Consider the following 17,004-nt stretch of genomic DNA (forward strand, 5'->3'; position numbering starts at 1 on the left):
GTCCCCACCCCTTACGGAGAAGCCACAGTGAGCGAGTCCCCTGCGTCGTCGACCATCCGCTGGGAACAGGACGAGACCGGCATCGTCACCCTTGTCCTGGACGACCCCGACCAGTCGGCCAACACCATGAACAACGCCTTCAAGGCCTCCCTGACCGCGGTCGCCGACCGCCTGGAGGCCGAGAAGGACAGTATCCGCGGCATCATCTTCACCTCCGCCAAGAAGACCTTCTTCGCCGGCGGTGACCTGCGCGAACTCATCGCCATCACCCCCGCACAGGCCGAGCAGGCCTTCGAGACCGGCAACGGCATCAAGCGCGACCTGCGCCGCATCGAGACGCTCGGCAAGCCCGTCGTCGCCGCGATCAACGGCGCGGCGCTGGGCGGCGGTTACGAGATCGCCCTGGCCTGCCATCACCGCATCGCCCTCGACACCCCCGGCACCAAGATCGGCCTGCCCGAGGTCACCCTCGGCCTGCTGCCCGCCGGCGGCGGCGTCACCCGCACCGTCCGGCTGCTCGGCATCACCGACGCCCTGCTGAAGGTGCTGCTCCAGGGCACGCAGTACAACGCCTCCCGCGCCCAGGAAGCCGGGCTGATCCACGAGGTCGCCGCCACCCCCGAGGAACTGCTCGCCAAGGCCCGCGCCTTCGTCGACGAGCACCCCGAGTCCCAGCAGCCCTGGGACGTCAAGGGCTACCGCATCCCCGGCGGCACCCCCGCCCAGCCGAAGTTCGCGGCCAACCTCCCGGCATTCCCCGCCAACCTCAAGAAGCAGCTGAACGGCGCACCGTACCCGGCCCCGCGCAACATCCTCGCCGCGGCGGTCGAGGGCTCCCAGGTCGACTTCGAGACCGCGCAGACCATCGAGGCGCGCTACTTCGTCGAGCTGGTGACCGGTCAGATCTCCAAGAACATGATCCAGGCGTTCTTCTTCGACCTGCAGGCCGTCAACTCCGGTGCCAACCGGCCCCAGGGCATCGCGCCCCGCACGGTCGAGAAGGTCGCGGTCCTCGGCGCCGGCATGATGGGCGCGGGCATCGCCTACTCCTGTGCCCGGGCCGGGATGCAGGTCGTCCTCAAGGACCTCTCCCTGGAGGCGGCCCAGAAGGGCAAGGCCTACGCGGAGGGCCTGCTCGCCAAGGCGGTCGCCCGGGGCCGGACGACCGAGCAGCAGCGCGATGAACTGCTGGCGCGCATCACGCCCACCGCCGAGCCCACCGACCTCGCGGGCTGCGACGCCGTCATCGAGGCGGTCTTCGAGGACGTCGGCCTCAAGCACAAGGTGTTCAAGGAGATCCAGCACATCGTCGCCCCCGACGCGCTGCTGTGTTCCAACACCTCTACCTTGCCCATCACACTGCTGGCCGAAGGCGTCGAGCGGGAGCAGGACTTCATCGGGCTGCACTTCTTCTCGCCGGTCGACAAGATGCCGCTGGTGGAGATCATCAAGGGCGAGCGGACCGGTGACGAGGCGCTGGCCCGCGCCTTCGACCTGGTCCGGCAGATCCGCAAGACCCCGATCGTCGTCAATGACTCGCGGGGCTTCTTCACCTCCCGCGTCATCGGCCACTTCATCAACGAGGGCGTGGCGATGATCGGCGAGGGCCTCGACCCGGTCTCCGTCGAGCAGGCCGCCGCCCAGGCCGGCTATCCGGCCAAGGTGCTGTCGCTGATGGACGAGCTGACCCTGACCCTGCCGCGCAAGATCCGCGAGGAGACCAAGCGGGCGGTCGAGGAGTCCGGCGGCAGCTGGCAGCCGCATCCGGCCGACGCGGTCATCGACCGGATGGTCGACGAGTTCGGCCGCCCGGGCCGCAGCGGCGGCGCCGGCTTCTACGAGTACGGCGACGACGGCAAGCGCGCCGGTCTGTGGCCGGGGCTGCGGGAACACTTCGTCCAGGAGGGCGCCGGCATCCCGTTCGCCGACATGCAGGAGCGGATGCTGTTCTCCGAGGCGCTGGACACCGTCCGCTGCCTGGAGGAGGGCGTGCTCACCTCCGTCGCCGACGCGAACATCGGCTCCATTCTGGGCATCGGCTTCCCCGGCTGGACCGGCGGGGTGCTCCAGTACATCAATGGCTATGAAGGCGGGCTGCCCGGATTCGTGGCTCGCGCCCGTGAGCTGCAGGCTGCCTACGGAGACCGGTTCGCGCCGTCCCCGCTGCTGGTCGAAAAGGCCGAGAGGGGCGAGAAGTTCAGCGACTGAAGGGTCGTGGGGGCGGGCCCCGGCGGCCCGCCCCCGTCACCCCTGGGCCCCGTCCCGCCGGCTCCGGTCGCCCTCTTTGCCGAACGACTCCCGCAGCTCCTGCTTCATCGACCGCTGGAAGGCGGTGACCAGTGCCTGCACCACCATGGGCTGCATGTCGGCCGAGAGCGACTTCATCCGCGCCATCTCCTCCTCGTCCGGCCCGCCGTGCCGGTTCGGCTCCCATACCTCGTCCTTGAAGAGCCGGCTGAGCTCCCGGGCCGCCGCGCGGGTGTGCTCGATGACGACGCTGCGCGCCGCGAGGATGGTCTCCAGCGTGATCGGCACGTCCAGCAGGCGCGTGCCCAGATGGAGCAGTCCCGGGTCGACCCGGAAGACCCCGGGGTCCTCGGTCCGTACGAGCACACTCATCGCCGCCAGCCGGTCCACGTCCTCCTCGGTCAGCGCCCGGCCCACCCGCCGCTCCAGCTGTTCCCGGGTCGCGTCCTCCGCCTTGTCCGGTACCCAGCCGGCCACCAGCGCCCGGTGGATGGCCAGATCCTGGGCGCTCAGATCGGGTGGCAGCTGCTCCAGATAGCGCTCGATCGCCGACAGCGTCAGGCCCTGGTGCTGGAGCTCCTCGATGAGCGCGAGCCGCGAGAGGTGGTCCGGCCCGTAGCGGCCGACCCGGCGCGCACCGATCTCCGGCGGCGGCAGCAGACCGCGCGTGCTGTAGAAGCGGATCGTGCGGACCGTGACACCGGCGCGGGCGGCCAGCTCGTCGACGGTCAGACCGGTGGCGGGCTCCCTCATGATTCAACAGTATTGCTGTCTCACCACTCTTGTGAAACCTCATGCCCCGTCTCTGGCGGGCGGTACCGCCGCGGACGGTCTGGTCGCGCTGCTGCTCCTGGACGCGGAGCTGGGCCCCGCCTGGGTGGCGCGGCACGGCCTCGGGGGACCTTGTGGGCGCCGGCCGGCATCCGGAGGCGCGGACGGAGAGCAAGCGATTTGTCGTTTCGGCCAACATCTGCCTCAACCGAACTGAACAGGTCAGAAAATTCGCGGTGCGGGGCGAGGAGTGGGGTCCGGAATCGGGTGAACTGACGCCGTCTTTCAAAATGAGGCGCCGGGTAATTCAGTACAAATGCGGACAAATGTTGGATGGCGTGTACGCGCTGTGATCTTGCACACAGACGGAGGGGCGCTCTTCAGGGAGGGTGTGCCGTCGACCGGCCGTGCGACCCACGGGAACCGGCCATCGCTCAAGCCTGCCCGAAAGCGAGATGCACCAGCAGTGAGCACAGAAACCGTCATCGACTCAGCCCACAGGTCACCTGACGGGGGGAGCGGCGCCCAGCAGGATGCGGGCGACGCGGGCTACAGCAAGGGCCTCAAGGGCCGGCACATCAACATGATCGCCATCGGTGGAGCGATCGGCACCGGCCTGTTCCTGGGCGCCGGCGGCCGGCTGCACTCCGCCGGTCCGGCACTGGCCGTCGCCTACGCGGTCTGCGGCCTCTTCGCCTTCTTCGTCGTACGCGCCCTGGGCGAGCTGGTGCTGCACCGCCCGTCGTCCGGCTCGTTCGTCTCCTACGCCCGTGAGTTCCTGGGGGAGAAGGGCGCGTACGTCGCCGGATGGATGTACGTCGTGAACTGGTCGACGACCGGTATCGCCGACATCACCGCGATCGCGCTGTACACCCACTACTGGAGCATGTTCACCAGCGTCCCCCAGTGGGTCATGGCGCTGATCGCGCTCGCGGTCGTGCTGACGGTGAACCTCATCTCGGTGAAGATCTTCGGTGAGCTGGAGTTCTGGTTCGCGATCATCAAGGTGGCCGCGCTGGTCGTCTTCATGTTCATCGGCATCTTCCTGCTGGCCACCCAGCACCCGGTCGGCGGGCATGCGCCGGGTCTGAATCTGATCACCGACCACGGCGGCATCTTCCCGACCGGCCTGCTGCCCGTCGTGATCGTGCTCCAGGGTGTGGTCTTCGCCTACTCCGCCGTGGAGCTGGTCGGTGTGACCGCCGGTGAGACCGGTGAGCCGGAGAAGGTCGTGCCCAAGGCCGTCAACTCCATCATGTGGCGGGTCGGCGTCTTCTACGTCGGCTCGGTGATCCTGCTGGCCATGCTGCTGCCGTGGAACAAGTACACCGGCGGTGAGAGCCCCTTCGTCACCGTGCTGTCCAACGTCGGTGTGCCGGCGGCGGGCGATGTGATGAACCTCGTCGTGCTGACCGCGGCGATGTCCAGCCTGAACTCCGGGCTCTACTCCACCGGCCGCATTCTGCGCTCGATGTCGATGGCGGGGTCCGCGCCCAAGTTCGCCGGCCGGATGAACCGCAACCAGGTGCCGTACGGCGGCATCATGCTCACCTCCACGGTGTGTGTGCTGGGCGTCGCGCTCAACTACGTCGTGCCGGGTGAGGCGTTCGAGATCGTGCTGAACATCGCGGCACTGGGCATCATCAGCACCTGGTGCACGATCATGGTCTGCCACATGGTGTTCGTGCGCCGGTCGAAGGAGGGCCTGGTCGAGCGGCCGCGCTTCCGGCTGCCGGGCACCCCGGTCACCGACATCGCCACCATCGTCTTCCTGCTCGGCGTCATCGTGCTGATGTGGTTCGACGACGGCGTCGGACGGCAGACCGTGATGATCATCCCGGTGATCGCCGCCGCGCTGGTGGCCGGCTGGTTCGCGGTCCGCGGCCGGGTGAACCGGATCGCCCAGGAGCGCGAACTGTCGCAGTAGCCACGCGGGAGCGGGGCGCCTGACACCCCCTAGGGGCGGTCACGGATGCCGGAAGGCGTCCGCGGCCGCCCTTGTGCGTCGAGAGGCCCGGCAGGGAACGGTGCGGGCACTCCCGCGCCCGGCACGTCCGCCGCTCAGCCGCCGATCAGCGGATAGTGGTCGGAGAGATTGGTGTACGTGTAGTCCTTGCCCCAGCTGGAGACCGTCCAGGGAGCCGACTCCTCCTTCACCACGGTGTTCTGCCATCCGGCGGGCCGGGCATGGCCGTTGCGGTACAGGACGTAGTCCAGGTCCTCGCGGGGATCGTTCGGATAGCGGTAGCGCGCGATCGAGTTCTCCTGGGTGTCGAACGAATACGGGTGGCCGGTGCGGCTGTCGGCGGGCGCCAGATCGGCGTTGCCGAGCAGCGCGGGGTACTCGTCGCCGTGTGAGTCGATGTTCAGATCGCCGGCCACCATCACCTCCTCGTCCGCCGGGATGTTCTTGGCGTCCAGGAACGCGTCCACCTCCTTGAGCTGCTTGGCGCGGTCCGCGGCCGCCTCGCCCGCCTTGCAGCCCGAGTCCGTGGACTGGGCGTGGGTGCCGACCACGTGCACCTTGGTGCCGTTGACGTCCAACACCGCATAGACGAAGCCCTTGTTGGAGAAGTAGTCCGCACCGCAGGCGTCCTTGTAGATGTACTGCTCCTTGTGGACGACGGGCCACTTGCTCAGCAGTGTGACCCCGCCGTCCTCGGGGGTGGTGGACGAGTAGGCGCCGCCGGTGGCGTCCCAGCCGCTCCGGCTCCGCCCCACCACCGGTGTCTGGTGCGGATACTGCGCCGCGGCCCGGCTCTTCAGCGCATCGGAGGAGGAGTTGTCGAACGCCTCCTGGAGCACGACGACATCGTTGCCCTGGAAGAAGTCCGCGTCCGCGATCGCCTGGGCGCGGTGGTTCTGGCCCCAGTTGGGGTACAGCGTCTGGCTCATGAGGAAGGTGTTGTAGCTGAGCACCTTCAGATGGGGGACGTCGGCGGCCGACGCGGAGGGGACGGCGGCCACGGTGACGGCGGCGAGAGCCGCGGTGAGGGCGGCGACCCGGGACGTGCGCAGCGGTGAGTGCGGCACTGAATCTCCCTGTGGGGGTGGGGACTTGACTCGGCGACGCTCATCCAACCAGCCGGGGTTACTTCCAGGTGGCCGCTCGGGGGGTGGGAGATGTACAGAGCAATGCTGTCGCCGGCGAGGGGGCGGCGTCGGAGGTGTCGCCGTCGCCGTCGGCCGTCCTCGTGTCGCGGTGGCCGGGGGCCCCGTTCCGAGGGCGCGCCTCCCGTACGGACTGCGGGTCGGGTGGCGGCGGTGGCGGTTCTCCCGGCCGGTGCGGTGAGCGGGCCGGTGCGCGGTCCGGTATGTGATGCGGCGCTGTCGCCGCGGCCGGGCCGGCGTCGGCCCGGCGGCTTCCCAGGGGAGGGGCCCGCGGCGCGGAGGGTGCAGCATAGGTGACGCAGAATCGATCCCCTCCTGCGCTGGTCACGGGGAGTCGCCGTATGATGATTAATGCAATGAATACGGTAGATAGCGATCCAAATCCCCCGCCGGTCGGAGGCGTGCTCTGGTCGTTGGCCGGGGACATCCGCATACTGATGACCCTGCCGGCCGCGCTGACCATGCAGGTCGCCCACCCCGCGGTGGGCGCCGGAGTGGACGACCACTCCGTGTTCCGCACGGATCCGTGGGGGCGCGGCGAGCGGTCGCTGACCTCGCTGCAGCTGTGGGTGTACGGCGGCGCGGGCGCGGCGGCGGAGGGGCGCCGGCTGCGCCGGATGCACAAGGCCATTCAGGGGACCGACGCGCACGGGCGCAGGTACCACGCGCTCGCCCCCGCCTCCTACGCCTGGGTGCACGCCACCGGCTATCCCGTCTTCCGGCACGCCCAGCAGTACCTCGGCCGCCCGTTCACCGAGGCGCAGGAGCGGCAGCTGTATGCGGAGTGGCTCCAGGTCGGCCGGGTGCTGGGTATTCGTGACCGCGATATGCCGCAGTCCATCGAGGAGTTCTGGCCGTATTACCACAAGGTCCTCGACAACGAGCTCGAAGTGACCGTCGTGGTCGAGGAGTTGCTCGCGCCGGACCAGCCGATTCCGGCCCCCGACCGCGGCCCCCGGTGGCTGCGGCTGGTGCTCCGGATGCTCTGGCCGGCGCTGTGCCCGTGGTTCACCCGCCTCCGGCGCTTCCTCACGATCGGGCTGATGCCGCCGGACGCCCGCAACGCCCTCGGCCTGGAGTGGACGGACGCCCAGGAGCGCAGGCTGCGCCGCTTCGGGCGGGTGGTGCGCGCCGTGGTGCCGGTGCTTCCGGAACGGCTGCGTTTCATGCCGATCGCCCGCCGGGCCCGCCGGGCGGCGCGCGGCTGAGGACGCGGTACGCGAGCGGAGCCGGGGGTGCCCCGGCTCCGCTCGGATCGGCCTGTGAAGGGCCTGCTCAGTGCCCGTGCACCGCGTGCGTGGCCGCTGCGATCTGCCGCCACGACTTGGGTTCGGCCACGGCCGCGTGCCGCGCGCCGAGCGTGTGACCCGCCGCGCCCGCGGCCGGCCGGGACGGCTCGAAGAGCCAGGTGTCGAAGAAGCCGTCCAGCGACGTGCCGGCCTTCTTCCCGGCGAACTTCACGAAGTCGGCCACCGAGGCGTTGCCGTACCGGTGCTCCGTCGGCCAGGACTTGAGGATGTCGAAGAACACCTTGTCGCCGACCTTGTTGCGGAGCGCCTGCAGGGCCAGCGCGCCACGGTCGTAGACCGCGTCGTCGAACTGGTTCTCCGCGCCCGGGTTGCCCGGCTTGACCTTCCAGAACGGGTCATCGGCCGGGTGCTGGGCGTAGACGTAGTCCGCCAGCTGCTGAGCGGTGCCCTCGCCCTCCTTCTCCGACCAGAGCCACTGGCTGTAGGCCGCGAAGCCCTCGTTGATCCAGATGTCCTTCCAGTCCTTGAGCGAGACGCTGTCGCCATACCACTGGTGCGCCAGCTCGTGGACCACGACGGAGACATTGGTGCCCCGGTCGAAGGCCTTCTTCCCGTAGAACGGACGGGTCTGGGTCTCCAGTGCGTAATGGGCCGGCACGTTCGGTACGTAGCCGCCCACCGCGTTGAACGGGTAGGGGCCGAAGACGCTCTCCAGCCACTCGGTGGCCTCGGCGGTGCGCGCGATGCTGGCCCTCGCCGACCCCTCGTTCGCGCCGAGGTCCTTGCTGACGGCGTTGATCACCGGCAGGCCGTTGGCGGTGGTGTCGGTGGTGATGTCGAACTTTCCGACGGCCAGCGTCGTCAGATACGTCGCCTGCGGCTTGTCCGAGCGCCAGTTGTACCGCGTCCAGCCCAGCTTGGAGGACTGCGAGGCCAGCACGCCGTTGCTGAGCGCCTGGGTGCCGTCCGGGACCGCCACCGAGACGTCGTACGCCGCCTTGTCGGTGGGGTGGTCGTTGCTGGGGAACCACCACACGGCGGCATCCGGCTCCTGCGCGACCACACCGCCGTCGGCCGTGCGGGCCCAGCCGCTGTAGTTGTCGATCTTCACCTGGGAGGGCTTGTCCGCATAGCGCACGACGACGCTGATCTGCTTGCCCTTCTCCAGCGGAGTGGCCGGGGTGACCTCCAGCTCGTGCTTGCCGGAGGTCGTGAAGCGGGCCTTCGTGCCGTTGACCCGGACCTCGCTGACCTTCAGCGCGAAGTCCAGGTTGAAGCGGGAGAGGTCCTGGGTGGTCGTGGCGAGCAGCGTCGCCGTGCCCTGGAGCAGGTCCGTCTTCGGCTGGTACTTGAGCCGCAGATCGTAGTGGGAAACGTCGTAACCGCCGTTCCCGCTCTCGGGGTAGTAGGTGTCGCCCACACCCGGAGCGCCCGGGGTGAAGTCGGCGGCGGAGGCAGGGACCGCCAGCACCAGGCTGAGTGCGACCGCGCCCGGGACGAGGAGTCTGTGACGCACGAGTCCTCCAACTCGTAGGGGGGATGGCTCTGTTCAGACCCTATGTACTCCCTTGCGCCGGCGTCATGTACATGGCCTCATCTGACACATGACCGACATGAACCACATCCGGCCACTTCCGGCCGCCCCTCTTTGTCACCGACCGCACCGCCCTCGTCACCCGCACCCTTACGCGCGGGAGTTGAGCCGCGCTACCGTCCGCTTCGTGACCAATCCTGCGCGGATTCCCCGCATCTCCTTCACAGCGCTCGTGTCGGCGGTCGTCGCCACCCTGCTGTCCGCCCTGATCGGGCCGGCCGCCGCGCAGGCGGCGCCCGGCGAGAGCAGACCCGTCTACTCCTACGACCACGCGATACGCGAGTCGGTCTGGGTGGACACGGGGCTCGACGGCGACGGGGACGGGCGGACCGACCGCGTCGCCGCCGACATCGTGCGGCCGTCCGAACCCGCCCGGCAGGGCCGCCGCATACCCGTGATCATGGACGCCAGTCCGTACTACTCCTGCTGCGGACGCGGCAACGAGAGCCAGAAGAAGACCTACGACGACCGGGGCCGGCCGGCCGGGTTCCCGCTCTTCTACGACAACTACTTCGTGCCGCGCGGCTATGCGACGGTCCTCGTCGACCTCGCGGGGACCAACCGCTCGGACGGCTGCGTGGATGTCGGCGGCCGCTCCGACATCCGGTCGGCCAGGGCCGTCGTCGACTGGCTCGGCGGCAGGGCCCGCGCCTACACCGCCCGCACCGGCGGCAGACCCGTCACGGCGGGCTGGTCCAACGGCAGTACCGGCATGATCGGCAAGAGCTGGGACGCCACCATCGCCAACGGCGTGGCGGCCACCGGGGTCAGGGGACTGAAGACCATCGTCCCGATCGCCGGCATCTCCTCCTGGTACGACTACTACTTCGCCCAGGGCGCTCCGCTCTACGACTCGGGCCCCGACTCCCTCGCGGCGATGGTCGAGAGCTCCGGCGCGCAGAAGCACTGCGACGCGGTGCAGCGCAAGCTCGTCGAGGGCGCACCGCGCAGCGGTGACTGGACCGGACTGTGGACCGAGCGCGACTACGTGCGCAACGCCGGCAAGGTCCGGGCCAGCGTCTTCATGGTGCACGGCATGCAGGACCTCAACGTCCGCACCCGGCACGCCGGGCAGTGGTGGGACGCGCTCGCCCGGCACGGCGTCGCGCGCAAGATCTGGCTCTCCCAGACCGGGCACGTCGACCCCTTCGACTACCGCCGCGCCGCGTGGGTGACGACCCTGCACCACTGGTTCGACCACTACCTGATGGGCTACGACAACGGCATCGAGCGGGCACCGAAGGCCGATGTCGAGCGTGCGCCCGGCAGCTGGTCCACCGACCCCCGGTGGCCCGCACCCGGCACCGCGACGACCGTCCTGCGGCCGCGCGCCGGCAGCGCGCCCGGCGTCGGCGTCCTCGGCACCGCGAAGGCACCGCAGGGCGCGACCGAGACCTTCACCGACGACCCGAAGCGGAGCGAGGCCGACTGGGCGGCCCGGGCCGGTCAACCGACCCCGGACAAGGCCGGGTTCAGCACCGGAGCGCTGCGCGCGCCGCTGCGGCTGTCCGGCTCCGGGACGGTGACGGTGACTGCCACCCCGAGCACCTCGACCGCGCACCTCTCCGCCGTCCTGGTGGACCTCGGCCCCGCCACCATCCGCAACTACACGGCCGGCGGCGAGGGCATCACCACGCTGGACACGCGCACCTGCTGGGGCGCGGGCACCCCGGCCGACAGCGGCTGCTTCAAGGAGACCGCCGCCGACACCGAGAAGGTGGCCTACACCGTCTTCAGCCGCGGCTGGGCCGACCTCGGCACCTACGCCGACGCCCACAAGGGCCGACCGCTCACCCCCGGCAAGCCGTACACGATCACCCTGAACCTCGCCGCGAGCGACCATGTCGTGCCCGCCGGACACCGGCTCGCACTCCTCATCGGCGGCACCGACGCCGGTCTGATCGACCCGCCCGCGTCCCGCCCGGCGCTCACCCTCGACCTGTCCCGCACCTCCGCCGCGCTCCCGCTGACCGGCGGAGCCCCGGCCTTCGTACGGGCCACCGCGGGCGCGCCCCGGCCCCCAGCGGGCGGCGCCCCGCTGGACGGCCTCGCCCCGCCGCACGGCCTCAGCCGGATGCCGGCCGCGCCGTGACCGCCCGGCACCCGACCTGCGCGGGATGACCGCCCGGGGCCGCCCACCGCGGGCGGCCCCGCCCCACCCCCACCGCTCACCCAAGGGAGGCACCCCTCGTGATATCCCGCTCCCACCGCCTCGCCCGAGGGGCGCTGGCCGTCGGACTGACGGCCACCCTCGGCGCGATCCTGCCGGTCCTTCCCGCCCGCGCCGCCGGAACCCCCGCACCCCGTACGGGATTCGAGACCAGCCACGGCGCCCGCTGGACCAGCGAGGCCGAGGAGCAGGCGTTCCTCACCGCCGTCGACCGTCGATCCGCGCGCGTGCGGATCGACCGGATCGGCACCACCGCGCAGGGCCGCCCGCTGCGGCTCGTACGGATCGGCGCCCCGGCTCCCGCGCGTCCGGCGGACGTGCGGCGCGGCAACTCCGTCCTGCTGACCTGCTCCCAGCACGGTGACGAACCCTCCGGGCGCGAGGCCTGCCTGGCCACCGTCCGCGACCTGGCCCTGTCCCGGGACCCGGCGACCCGGCGCTTCCTGGCCCGCACCAGCGTCCTGGTCGTCCCGACCGCCAACCCCGACGGCCGGGCCGCCGACACCCGCGGCAACTCCCAGGGCGCGGACATCAACCGCGACCACCTCGCCCTGCAGACCGCCGAGGCCCGCGCGATGGCCGCCGTCCTGCGCGACTACCGCCCCGACACCGTCTACGACCTGCACGAGTACGGGCCCACCGTCCCGTACTACATGAAGGACGTGCTGTCGCTGTGGCCGCGCAACCTCAACACCGCGGACGCGGTGCACCGCGAAGCCGCCGCGCTCTCCCAGGACTTCGTGGCGACCGCCGTCCGCCGGGCCGGCTTCTCCGCCGGCGTCTACGGCATCTGGACCGACCCGGAGACCGGCGACCCCGTCAAGCAGGTCGCGGGCGACGGCCAGGAACGGATCCTGCGCAACACCGCGGGGGTGAAGGGCTCGATCGGGCTGCTGGTCGAGACCCGGGTCGACGCGCTGACCGACGCCGAGAAGGCCGACCCCGCACGCAACAACAGGCGCCGCGTGGACTCCCAGCTCGCCGCCCTCCAGGGCGCGTTCACCTTCGTCGACCGGCACCGCCCGCGGATCGAGGCGGCCACCACCGCGGCCCGGCTCGCCGGTTACGCCGACCGTGGCCCCGTCTACCTCGGCGGCGCGGACAACGAACCCGCCACCGACGCGCAGACCCTGGCCGATCCGCCCTGCGCCTACCGCCTGGATGCGGAACGGTTCGCGCAGGTCAAGGACGTGCTGGCGGGGCACGGAGTGCTCTGGAAGCGGGATCGCGAGGGCGTTGTCGTCCCGCTGCGCCAGCCGCTGCGCGGGCTCGTCCCCCTGCTGCTGGACCAACGCGCCGTCTATCACGTCACGGTGGCGACGCCGCTGACCGTCTGCCCCCGTGTGACCGGGGGGAACCGGGGGGCGACGGCGCCATGACGAAGGGGCCTGCCCGCGGCCGTCCGGCCGCGCGCAGGCCCCCTTGTCCGTCCGGAACGGGCTACTTCTTGAAGCCGTAGTCCATCAGCTTCTTGGCGTCCGCGGTGCGGTTGGCCACCGAGGAGGAGGCCAGGACCGTGCCGATGACGGTCTTGCTGCCCCGGGTGGCGGCGAAGACCAGGCAGTACTTGGCCTCCGGGCCCGAACCGGTCTTGACGCCGATGGTGCCCGCGTAGCTGCCCAGCAGGTTGTTGGTGTTGGTCCACGACATGTAGCGGTAGCCACCGCTCTTCGTCGTGACCTTCTGCTTCGTCGACCTGGTCTTCACGACCGTACGGAACGTGGAGTACTTCATCGCGTTGCTGGCGATCTTCGTCAGGTCGCGCGGGGTCGAGTAGTTCCCGCCGCTGCCGATGCCGTCGAACGAGTCGAAGTGCGTGTTCGTCAGTCCGAGGCCCTTGGCGGTGGAGTTCATCTTGCCGATGAAGGACTTCACCCGCGCGGCCCGGGTGGACCCGCTGCCGAACTTGTCGGCCAGTGCGTACGCCGCGTCGCAGCCGGACGGCAGCATCAGCCCGTACAGCAGCTGGCGGACGGTGACCTTGTCACCGACGATCAGATGGGCCGACGACGCCGTCTTCGAGACGATGTAGTCGCTGTACGCCTTCTGGACCGTCACCTTGGAATCAAGGTCGAGGTTCGGCTGGGCCAGCACCACCCGGGCCGTCATGATCTTGGTGGTGGAGCCGGTGGAGAGCCGGGTGTCCGCGGCCTTGGTGAAGAGGCTCGCCCCCGTGCCGTTGTTCATCACGTAACCGCCCTTGGCGGTGATCGTGGGCGTGTTGAGCGTGGCGGCCTGCGCCGGGGCGGTGAACGCCCCCGCCGTCAGGACGGCTCCCGCGGTGACGACCACCGCGGACACGCGCCGAATGCCCTTAATACCGATTTTCAAGTGAATGCTCCAAATGAAATGCCCCTGCAGTGCGGCGCCATGAAAGTGCCGCTCGCTGGTGAGACGCGTGAAACGGGCGGATGGATGCGCCTGGGGAGCGGCAAATTTGTTCGTGTTCGGATGCCGCCCGGAACGGTGCGGTGTGGCGGGAAACCACCCCGGAGCCTTGGCTACCGGCGGCAGGTTACCGGTGGCCGCCCGCCCCGATCTCCCGTACGGTCCGCAGCACTTCGTCCGCACAGCCCCACGCGACGGTCACGCCCGCGCCGCCGTGCCCGTAGTTGTGCACGCACACCGCCCCGCCGGACAGCCGCTCCGCCGCCAGCCGCACCGCGGGGCGGGCCGGGCGGAGCCCCACCTTGTGCTCCCGGACGCGGGCCCCCGCCAGCTCGGGGAAGTGCCGGGCGCACCGCGCCACGATGGCCTGTGCCACCGCCGGATCGGGCTCCCGCGACCAGGCGTGCTCACGGGCCGTACCGCCCAGGACCAGGCCGTACGGCTGCGGCAGCACATAGGTCGTGTCCGTCGCGCCGGTCTCGGCGGCCACGAACCACTCCTCGATACCGGGGTTCGCCACGATCACCAACTGCCCCTGGACCGGGTGGACGTCCGGGTCGGGTACCAGGTCGCGCGCGCCCAGTCCCGAACAGTTCACGACCAGACCCGCCGCCCGGCCGGCCTCCTCCAGGGACGTGAGGGTGCGTCGCTCCACGGTCCCGCCGGCGGCCGTCAATCGCCGTTCCAGATACCGGAGATGGGCCGGCATGTCCACCAGCGGAGTCCGTGCCCGCCAGCCCGAGGCGCACCCGTCGAGGAGCTCCTCCCGGTGCGCCCGCCGCAGCCCGGGGACCGCCTCGTACCAGGCGGCCAGGCCGTCCTCGACGCCGTTGCCCGGCTCCTGCGGGGCGCGGTGCCCCTCGTCCGCCGCGTCCGGCACCGAGGCGGACGCCATCGTGCCCGTCACCATCCGGGCGCCCGTCTCCTCCGGCCGCCGGGCGAGTTCGGCGAGCACCTGGAAGGACCGGACGGACCACCGCACCGCCCGCTCGTACGGCTGGATGCGGTACGGCCAGCACAGCCCGCCGGCCACCGCGGACGTCGTCCCGCCGGCCGGCTCGCGGCTCACCACCCGTACCCGGCGCCCGTCCTCCGCCAGCGCGATCGCCGACGTCAGCCCGATCACGCCGCCGCCGATCACCCATACGTCGTCTGTCCTGATCGTCATGGAGCGACGCTAACCCGTGCGGTCCGCGAGGCCGAGGGCCTGGAGCCGGGGAGAACGGACGGGGGAGCGGAGGGGCCGAGCGGCGAGCCGGCGGGCCGGGCCGCCTGCCCGCCGCTCTCCTGTGATCTTGCGGTAACCCCGCGGCAGCGAAGTGGACAATCCCGGACCTTAGGCTGGTAGCACCACCGTCGGCCGATGTCGCCCTTCGGATCCTGCCGGACCGGCCTGCCGCGCCGTCCGAACGCCGTCGACTGAGGAGGCCCATGCTCCGCGCGCAGCGCGCCGTGCCCGCCTGGCTGGCCCACCCCTTCCGCTGGCAGCGGCTGCCCGTGCCCTGGGCGGCCGTGGCCCGCGGTGCGCTGTGTGCGGGGCCGCTGCTCGGCGCGGGCATTGCGACCGGCCACCCGGCGCCCGGCGTGCTGGCCGGACTCGGCTCGATGCTGGCGGGGGTCAACGACCGGCCCGGCACCCGGCGTACCGGCATCGTCCATATCGGTCTGCCCGCCCTCGCCTCCGCGCTCGGCATGCTGATCGGCGCCTCGCTGCAGGCGGCCGGCGCGGGCTGGTGGCTCGTGCCGGCGCTGTTCGCCGTCGGCTTCGTCTCCGGCGCGGGCAGCGTGGCCGGACCGGTGCGCTCCAACGCCGGGATGCAGATGCTGGCCACCACCGTCCTGGGCGCCGGGATGCCGCTGCCCGGCGCGCCCTGGGCGAAGGCCCTCTACGTCCTCGCCGGCTGTCTGTGGCTGCTCCTGCTGCGGCTCGTCCTGCGCTCACCGCGTCCCGCGGGCGGGGCGCTCAGCGGCGAGCGGGCGGCCGTCGCCAGGGTCTTCGACGCGCTCGCCGACGCCCTGCGCGCGGCCGGCGGGCCCGGTGCCGAGCCCGCCCGGCGCCGGCTCACCGCCGCACTGGACCGTGCCGACGAGGCGCTGCGGCTGCGCCGGCTCACCAGTCGGCTGCTGCGCCGGCCGGCCCGTACGGAAGAACTCCTGCTCACCGAGCGGTTCGCCGCGGCCACCGCGCTGTGCGAGGCCAGCGTGGCGCTGTTGTGGGAGGCCCGCCCGCTGCCGTCCCGGGTGGCGGACGGCCCCCGCCGGTTCGCCGACGCCCTGCGCACGGGAGGCTCCCCGGGCCGGCTGTCCGCCCCGGAGACCAGTACGGCCGCCCGCGGCGCCTTCGACCGGGCACTGCTGGACGCCGCCGTCGCGTTCGCCCGCCGGGAGCCGTTGCCCGCGCCCGAGCCGGGCCCCGCGCCGTCCGCCGTTCCCGGCTGGCGCAGGGTGCGGGCGGCCGTCGCCGGCGGGGCGCTGGCGGCCGTCGGTGGCCGGACCCGGCGCGGCCGCAGCCTGTTCGGGCCCGCCGGGCGGGACTACGGGCTGCGGGTCGCGGTCTGCATCGCCGCGAGCACCGCGGTGGCCCTGATGCTCCGCGCCGACCACTGGTACTGGCTCCCGGCGACCGCCACCTTCCTCGTCAAGCCGGACCTGGGGCCGCTCTTCTCCCGTACGGTCAACCGCTTCGCGGGGACGGTCGCCGGTGTGCTGGTCTTCGCCGGGGCGGGGCTGTTGCTGACCGGCACCTGGTGGCCCGCGCTGGTGGCCGGTGCCGGGGGTGCGCTACTGCCGTTCGCCACCCGCCACTTCGCGCTGCAGACCGTCGCGATCACCCTGATGGTGCTGTCGTTCGTGACGGTGAGCGGCGATCCCCAGGCGGCCGCCGAGCGGATCGTCGACACCTCCATCGCCTGCGGCATCGTCCTCGTCGTCGGGCATCTGCCGCACCTCGCCGATCCGCGCCGGCGGATCGGCCAGCGCGTGACCGCGGCGCTGCGGGCCGCCGAGGCCTTCCTGCGGCACGTCCTGGAGGCGGAACCGGGCGCCGACCCCACCGCGCGGCTGGCGCTGCGCCGCGCCGCCTACCGGGCGTTGGGCGAGGCCAGGGCGGCGGCGGAGACCGCCGCGGCCGAACTCGTCGCGGCCCGCGACCGCAACCCCGACTGGCTGACCGTCGTCACCGCGGCCGAACGCATCGTGGACGCCGCGACCGCCTGCGCGGTACGTCTCGACCACGGCGCCCACCGGCCGAGCACGGCCGAGGCCGAGCGGCTGTGCCGGGCGCTCGCCGCGATGGCCGAGGCCCTGGAGGACCCGGGCCGCGGGCCCGACACCGCCGTGCCGGACCCCGATCTGCTGCCGGTGCCGGACTGCGCCACCCTCACCGACGTGGCGACGGAACTGGAGCGCATCCGCGGCTACGCGGGGGCCGGCTGACGGAAGACCATCCGGCCGACGGGCGACGATCCGCCCGC

At 71.7% G+C, this 17,004-nt stretch carries 11 protein-coding genes; 6 read left to right on the forward strand and 5 right to left on the reverse strand.

Going from position 1 to position 17,004, the window contains the following annotated elements:
* The first annotated feature begins 27 nt into the window (after positions 1 to 27).
* The gene (locus EST92_RS05170) at positions 28 to 2,208 is read left to right on the forward strand and encodes a 3-hydroxyacyl-CoA dehydrogenase NAD-binding domain-containing protein (RefSeq protein ID WP_129279746.1); all 2,181 of its coding nucleotides are present in this window, start codon (positions 28 to 30) and stop codon (positions 2,206 to 2,208) included.
* A 36-nt stretch (positions 2,209 to 2,244) separates the two neighbouring features.
* Here EST92_RS05170 and EST92_RS05175 read toward each other — a convergent pair whose 3' ends face one another.
* Positions 2,245 to 3,000, reverse strand: a complete 756-nt coding sequence (locus tag EST92_RS05175) for a MerR family transcriptional regulator (RefSeq protein ID WP_129279747.1) — start codon at positions 2,998 to 3,000, stop codon at positions 2,245 to 2,247.
* 502 nt (positions 3,001 to 3,502) lie between these two features.
* On the opposite strand from EST92_RS05175, the gene EST92_RS05185 reads away from it, so the two are divergent.
* Positions 3,503 to 4,945, forward strand: a complete 1,443-nt coding sequence (locus EST92_RS05185) for an amino acid permease (protein WP_129279783.1) — start codon at positions 3,503 to 3,505, stop codon at positions 4,943 to 4,945.
* 134 nt (positions 4,946 to 5,079) lie between these two features.
* Here the strand turns inward: EST92_RS05185 and sph are convergent, their stop codons facing one another.
* Complete coding sequence (gene sph, locus EST92_RS05190) at positions 5,080 to 6,051, reverse strand: sphingomyelin phosphodiesterase (protein WP_129279748.1); 972 nt, start codon at positions 6,049 to 6,051, stop codon at positions 5,080 to 5,082.
* 434 nt (positions 6,052 to 6,485) lie between these two features.
* On the opposite strand from sph, the gene EST92_RS05195 reads away from it, so the two are divergent.
* Positions 6,486 to 7,337: an oxygenase MpaB family protein gene (locus EST92_RS05195; protein ID WP_174243925.1), complete on the forward strand. Its 852-nt coding sequence runs from the start codon at positions 6,486 to 6,488 to the stop codon at positions 7,335 to 7,337.
* Between the two features lie 67 nt (positions 7,338 to 7,404).
* On the opposite strand, the gene EST92_RS05200 is transcribed toward EST92_RS05195, so the two are convergent.
* Positions 7,405 to 8,895: a M1 family metallopeptidase gene (locus EST92_RS05200; protein WP_129279749.1), complete on the reverse strand. Its 1,491-nt coding sequence runs from the start codon at positions 8,893 to 8,895 to the stop codon at positions 7,405 to 7,407.
* A gap of 205 nt (positions 8,896 to 9,100) precedes the next feature.
* Here EST92_RS05200 and EST92_RS05205 point away from each other — a divergent pair, with 205 nt between their 5' ends.
* Together EST92_RS05205 and EST92_RS05210 are read left to right on the forward strand one after the other, a co-directional pair.
* Positions 9,101 to 11,065 carry a Xaa-Pro dipeptidyl-peptidase gene (locus EST92_RS05205; protein ID WP_254068531.1) on the forward strand — a complete coding sequence of 655 codons (1,965 nt, stop codon included), beginning with the start codon at positions 9,101 to 9,103 and terminating at the stop codon, positions 11,063 to 11,065.
* Positions 11,066 to 11,163: 98 nt separating this feature from the next.
* Positions 11,164 to 12,522 carry a M14 family metallocarboxypeptidase gene (locus EST92_RS05210; protein ID WP_129279750.1) on the forward strand — a complete coding sequence of 453 codons (1,359 nt, stop codon included), beginning with the start codon at positions 11,164 to 11,166 and terminating at the stop codon, positions 12,520 to 12,522.
* A gap of 61 nt (positions 12,523 to 12,583) precedes the next feature.
* Here the strand turns inward: EST92_RS05210 and EST92_RS05215 are convergent, their stop codons facing one another.
* Positions 12,584 to 13,474, reverse strand: coding sequence for a serine hydrolase (locus EST92_RS05215; protein WP_129279751.1), 891 nt, complete (start codon positions 13,472 to 13,474; stop codon positions 12,584 to 12,586).
* Between the two features lie 184 nt (positions 13,475 to 13,658).
* Positions 13,659 to 14,699, reverse strand: coding sequence for an FAD-dependent oxidoreductase (locus EST92_RS05220; protein WP_129279752.1), 1,041 nt, complete (start codon positions 14,697 to 14,699; stop codon positions 13,659 to 13,661).
* 263 nt (positions 14,700 to 14,962) lie between these two features.
* On the opposite strand from EST92_RS05220, the gene EST92_RS05225 reads away from it, so the two are divergent.
* On the forward strand, positions 14,963 to 16,966 hold the full coding sequence (locus EST92_RS05225; protein WP_129279753.1) for an FUSC family protein: 2,004 nt from the start codon (positions 14,963 to 14,965) through the stop codon (positions 16,964 to 16,966).
* Positions 16,967 to 17,004: the final 38 nt, after the last annotated feature.

The sequence above is a fragment of the Streptomyces sp. TM32 genome, assembly GCF_004122755.1.
Classification (GTDB): domain Bacteria; phylum Actinomycetota; class Actinomycetes; order Streptomycetales; family Streptomycetaceae; genus Streptomyces; species Streptomyces sioyaensis.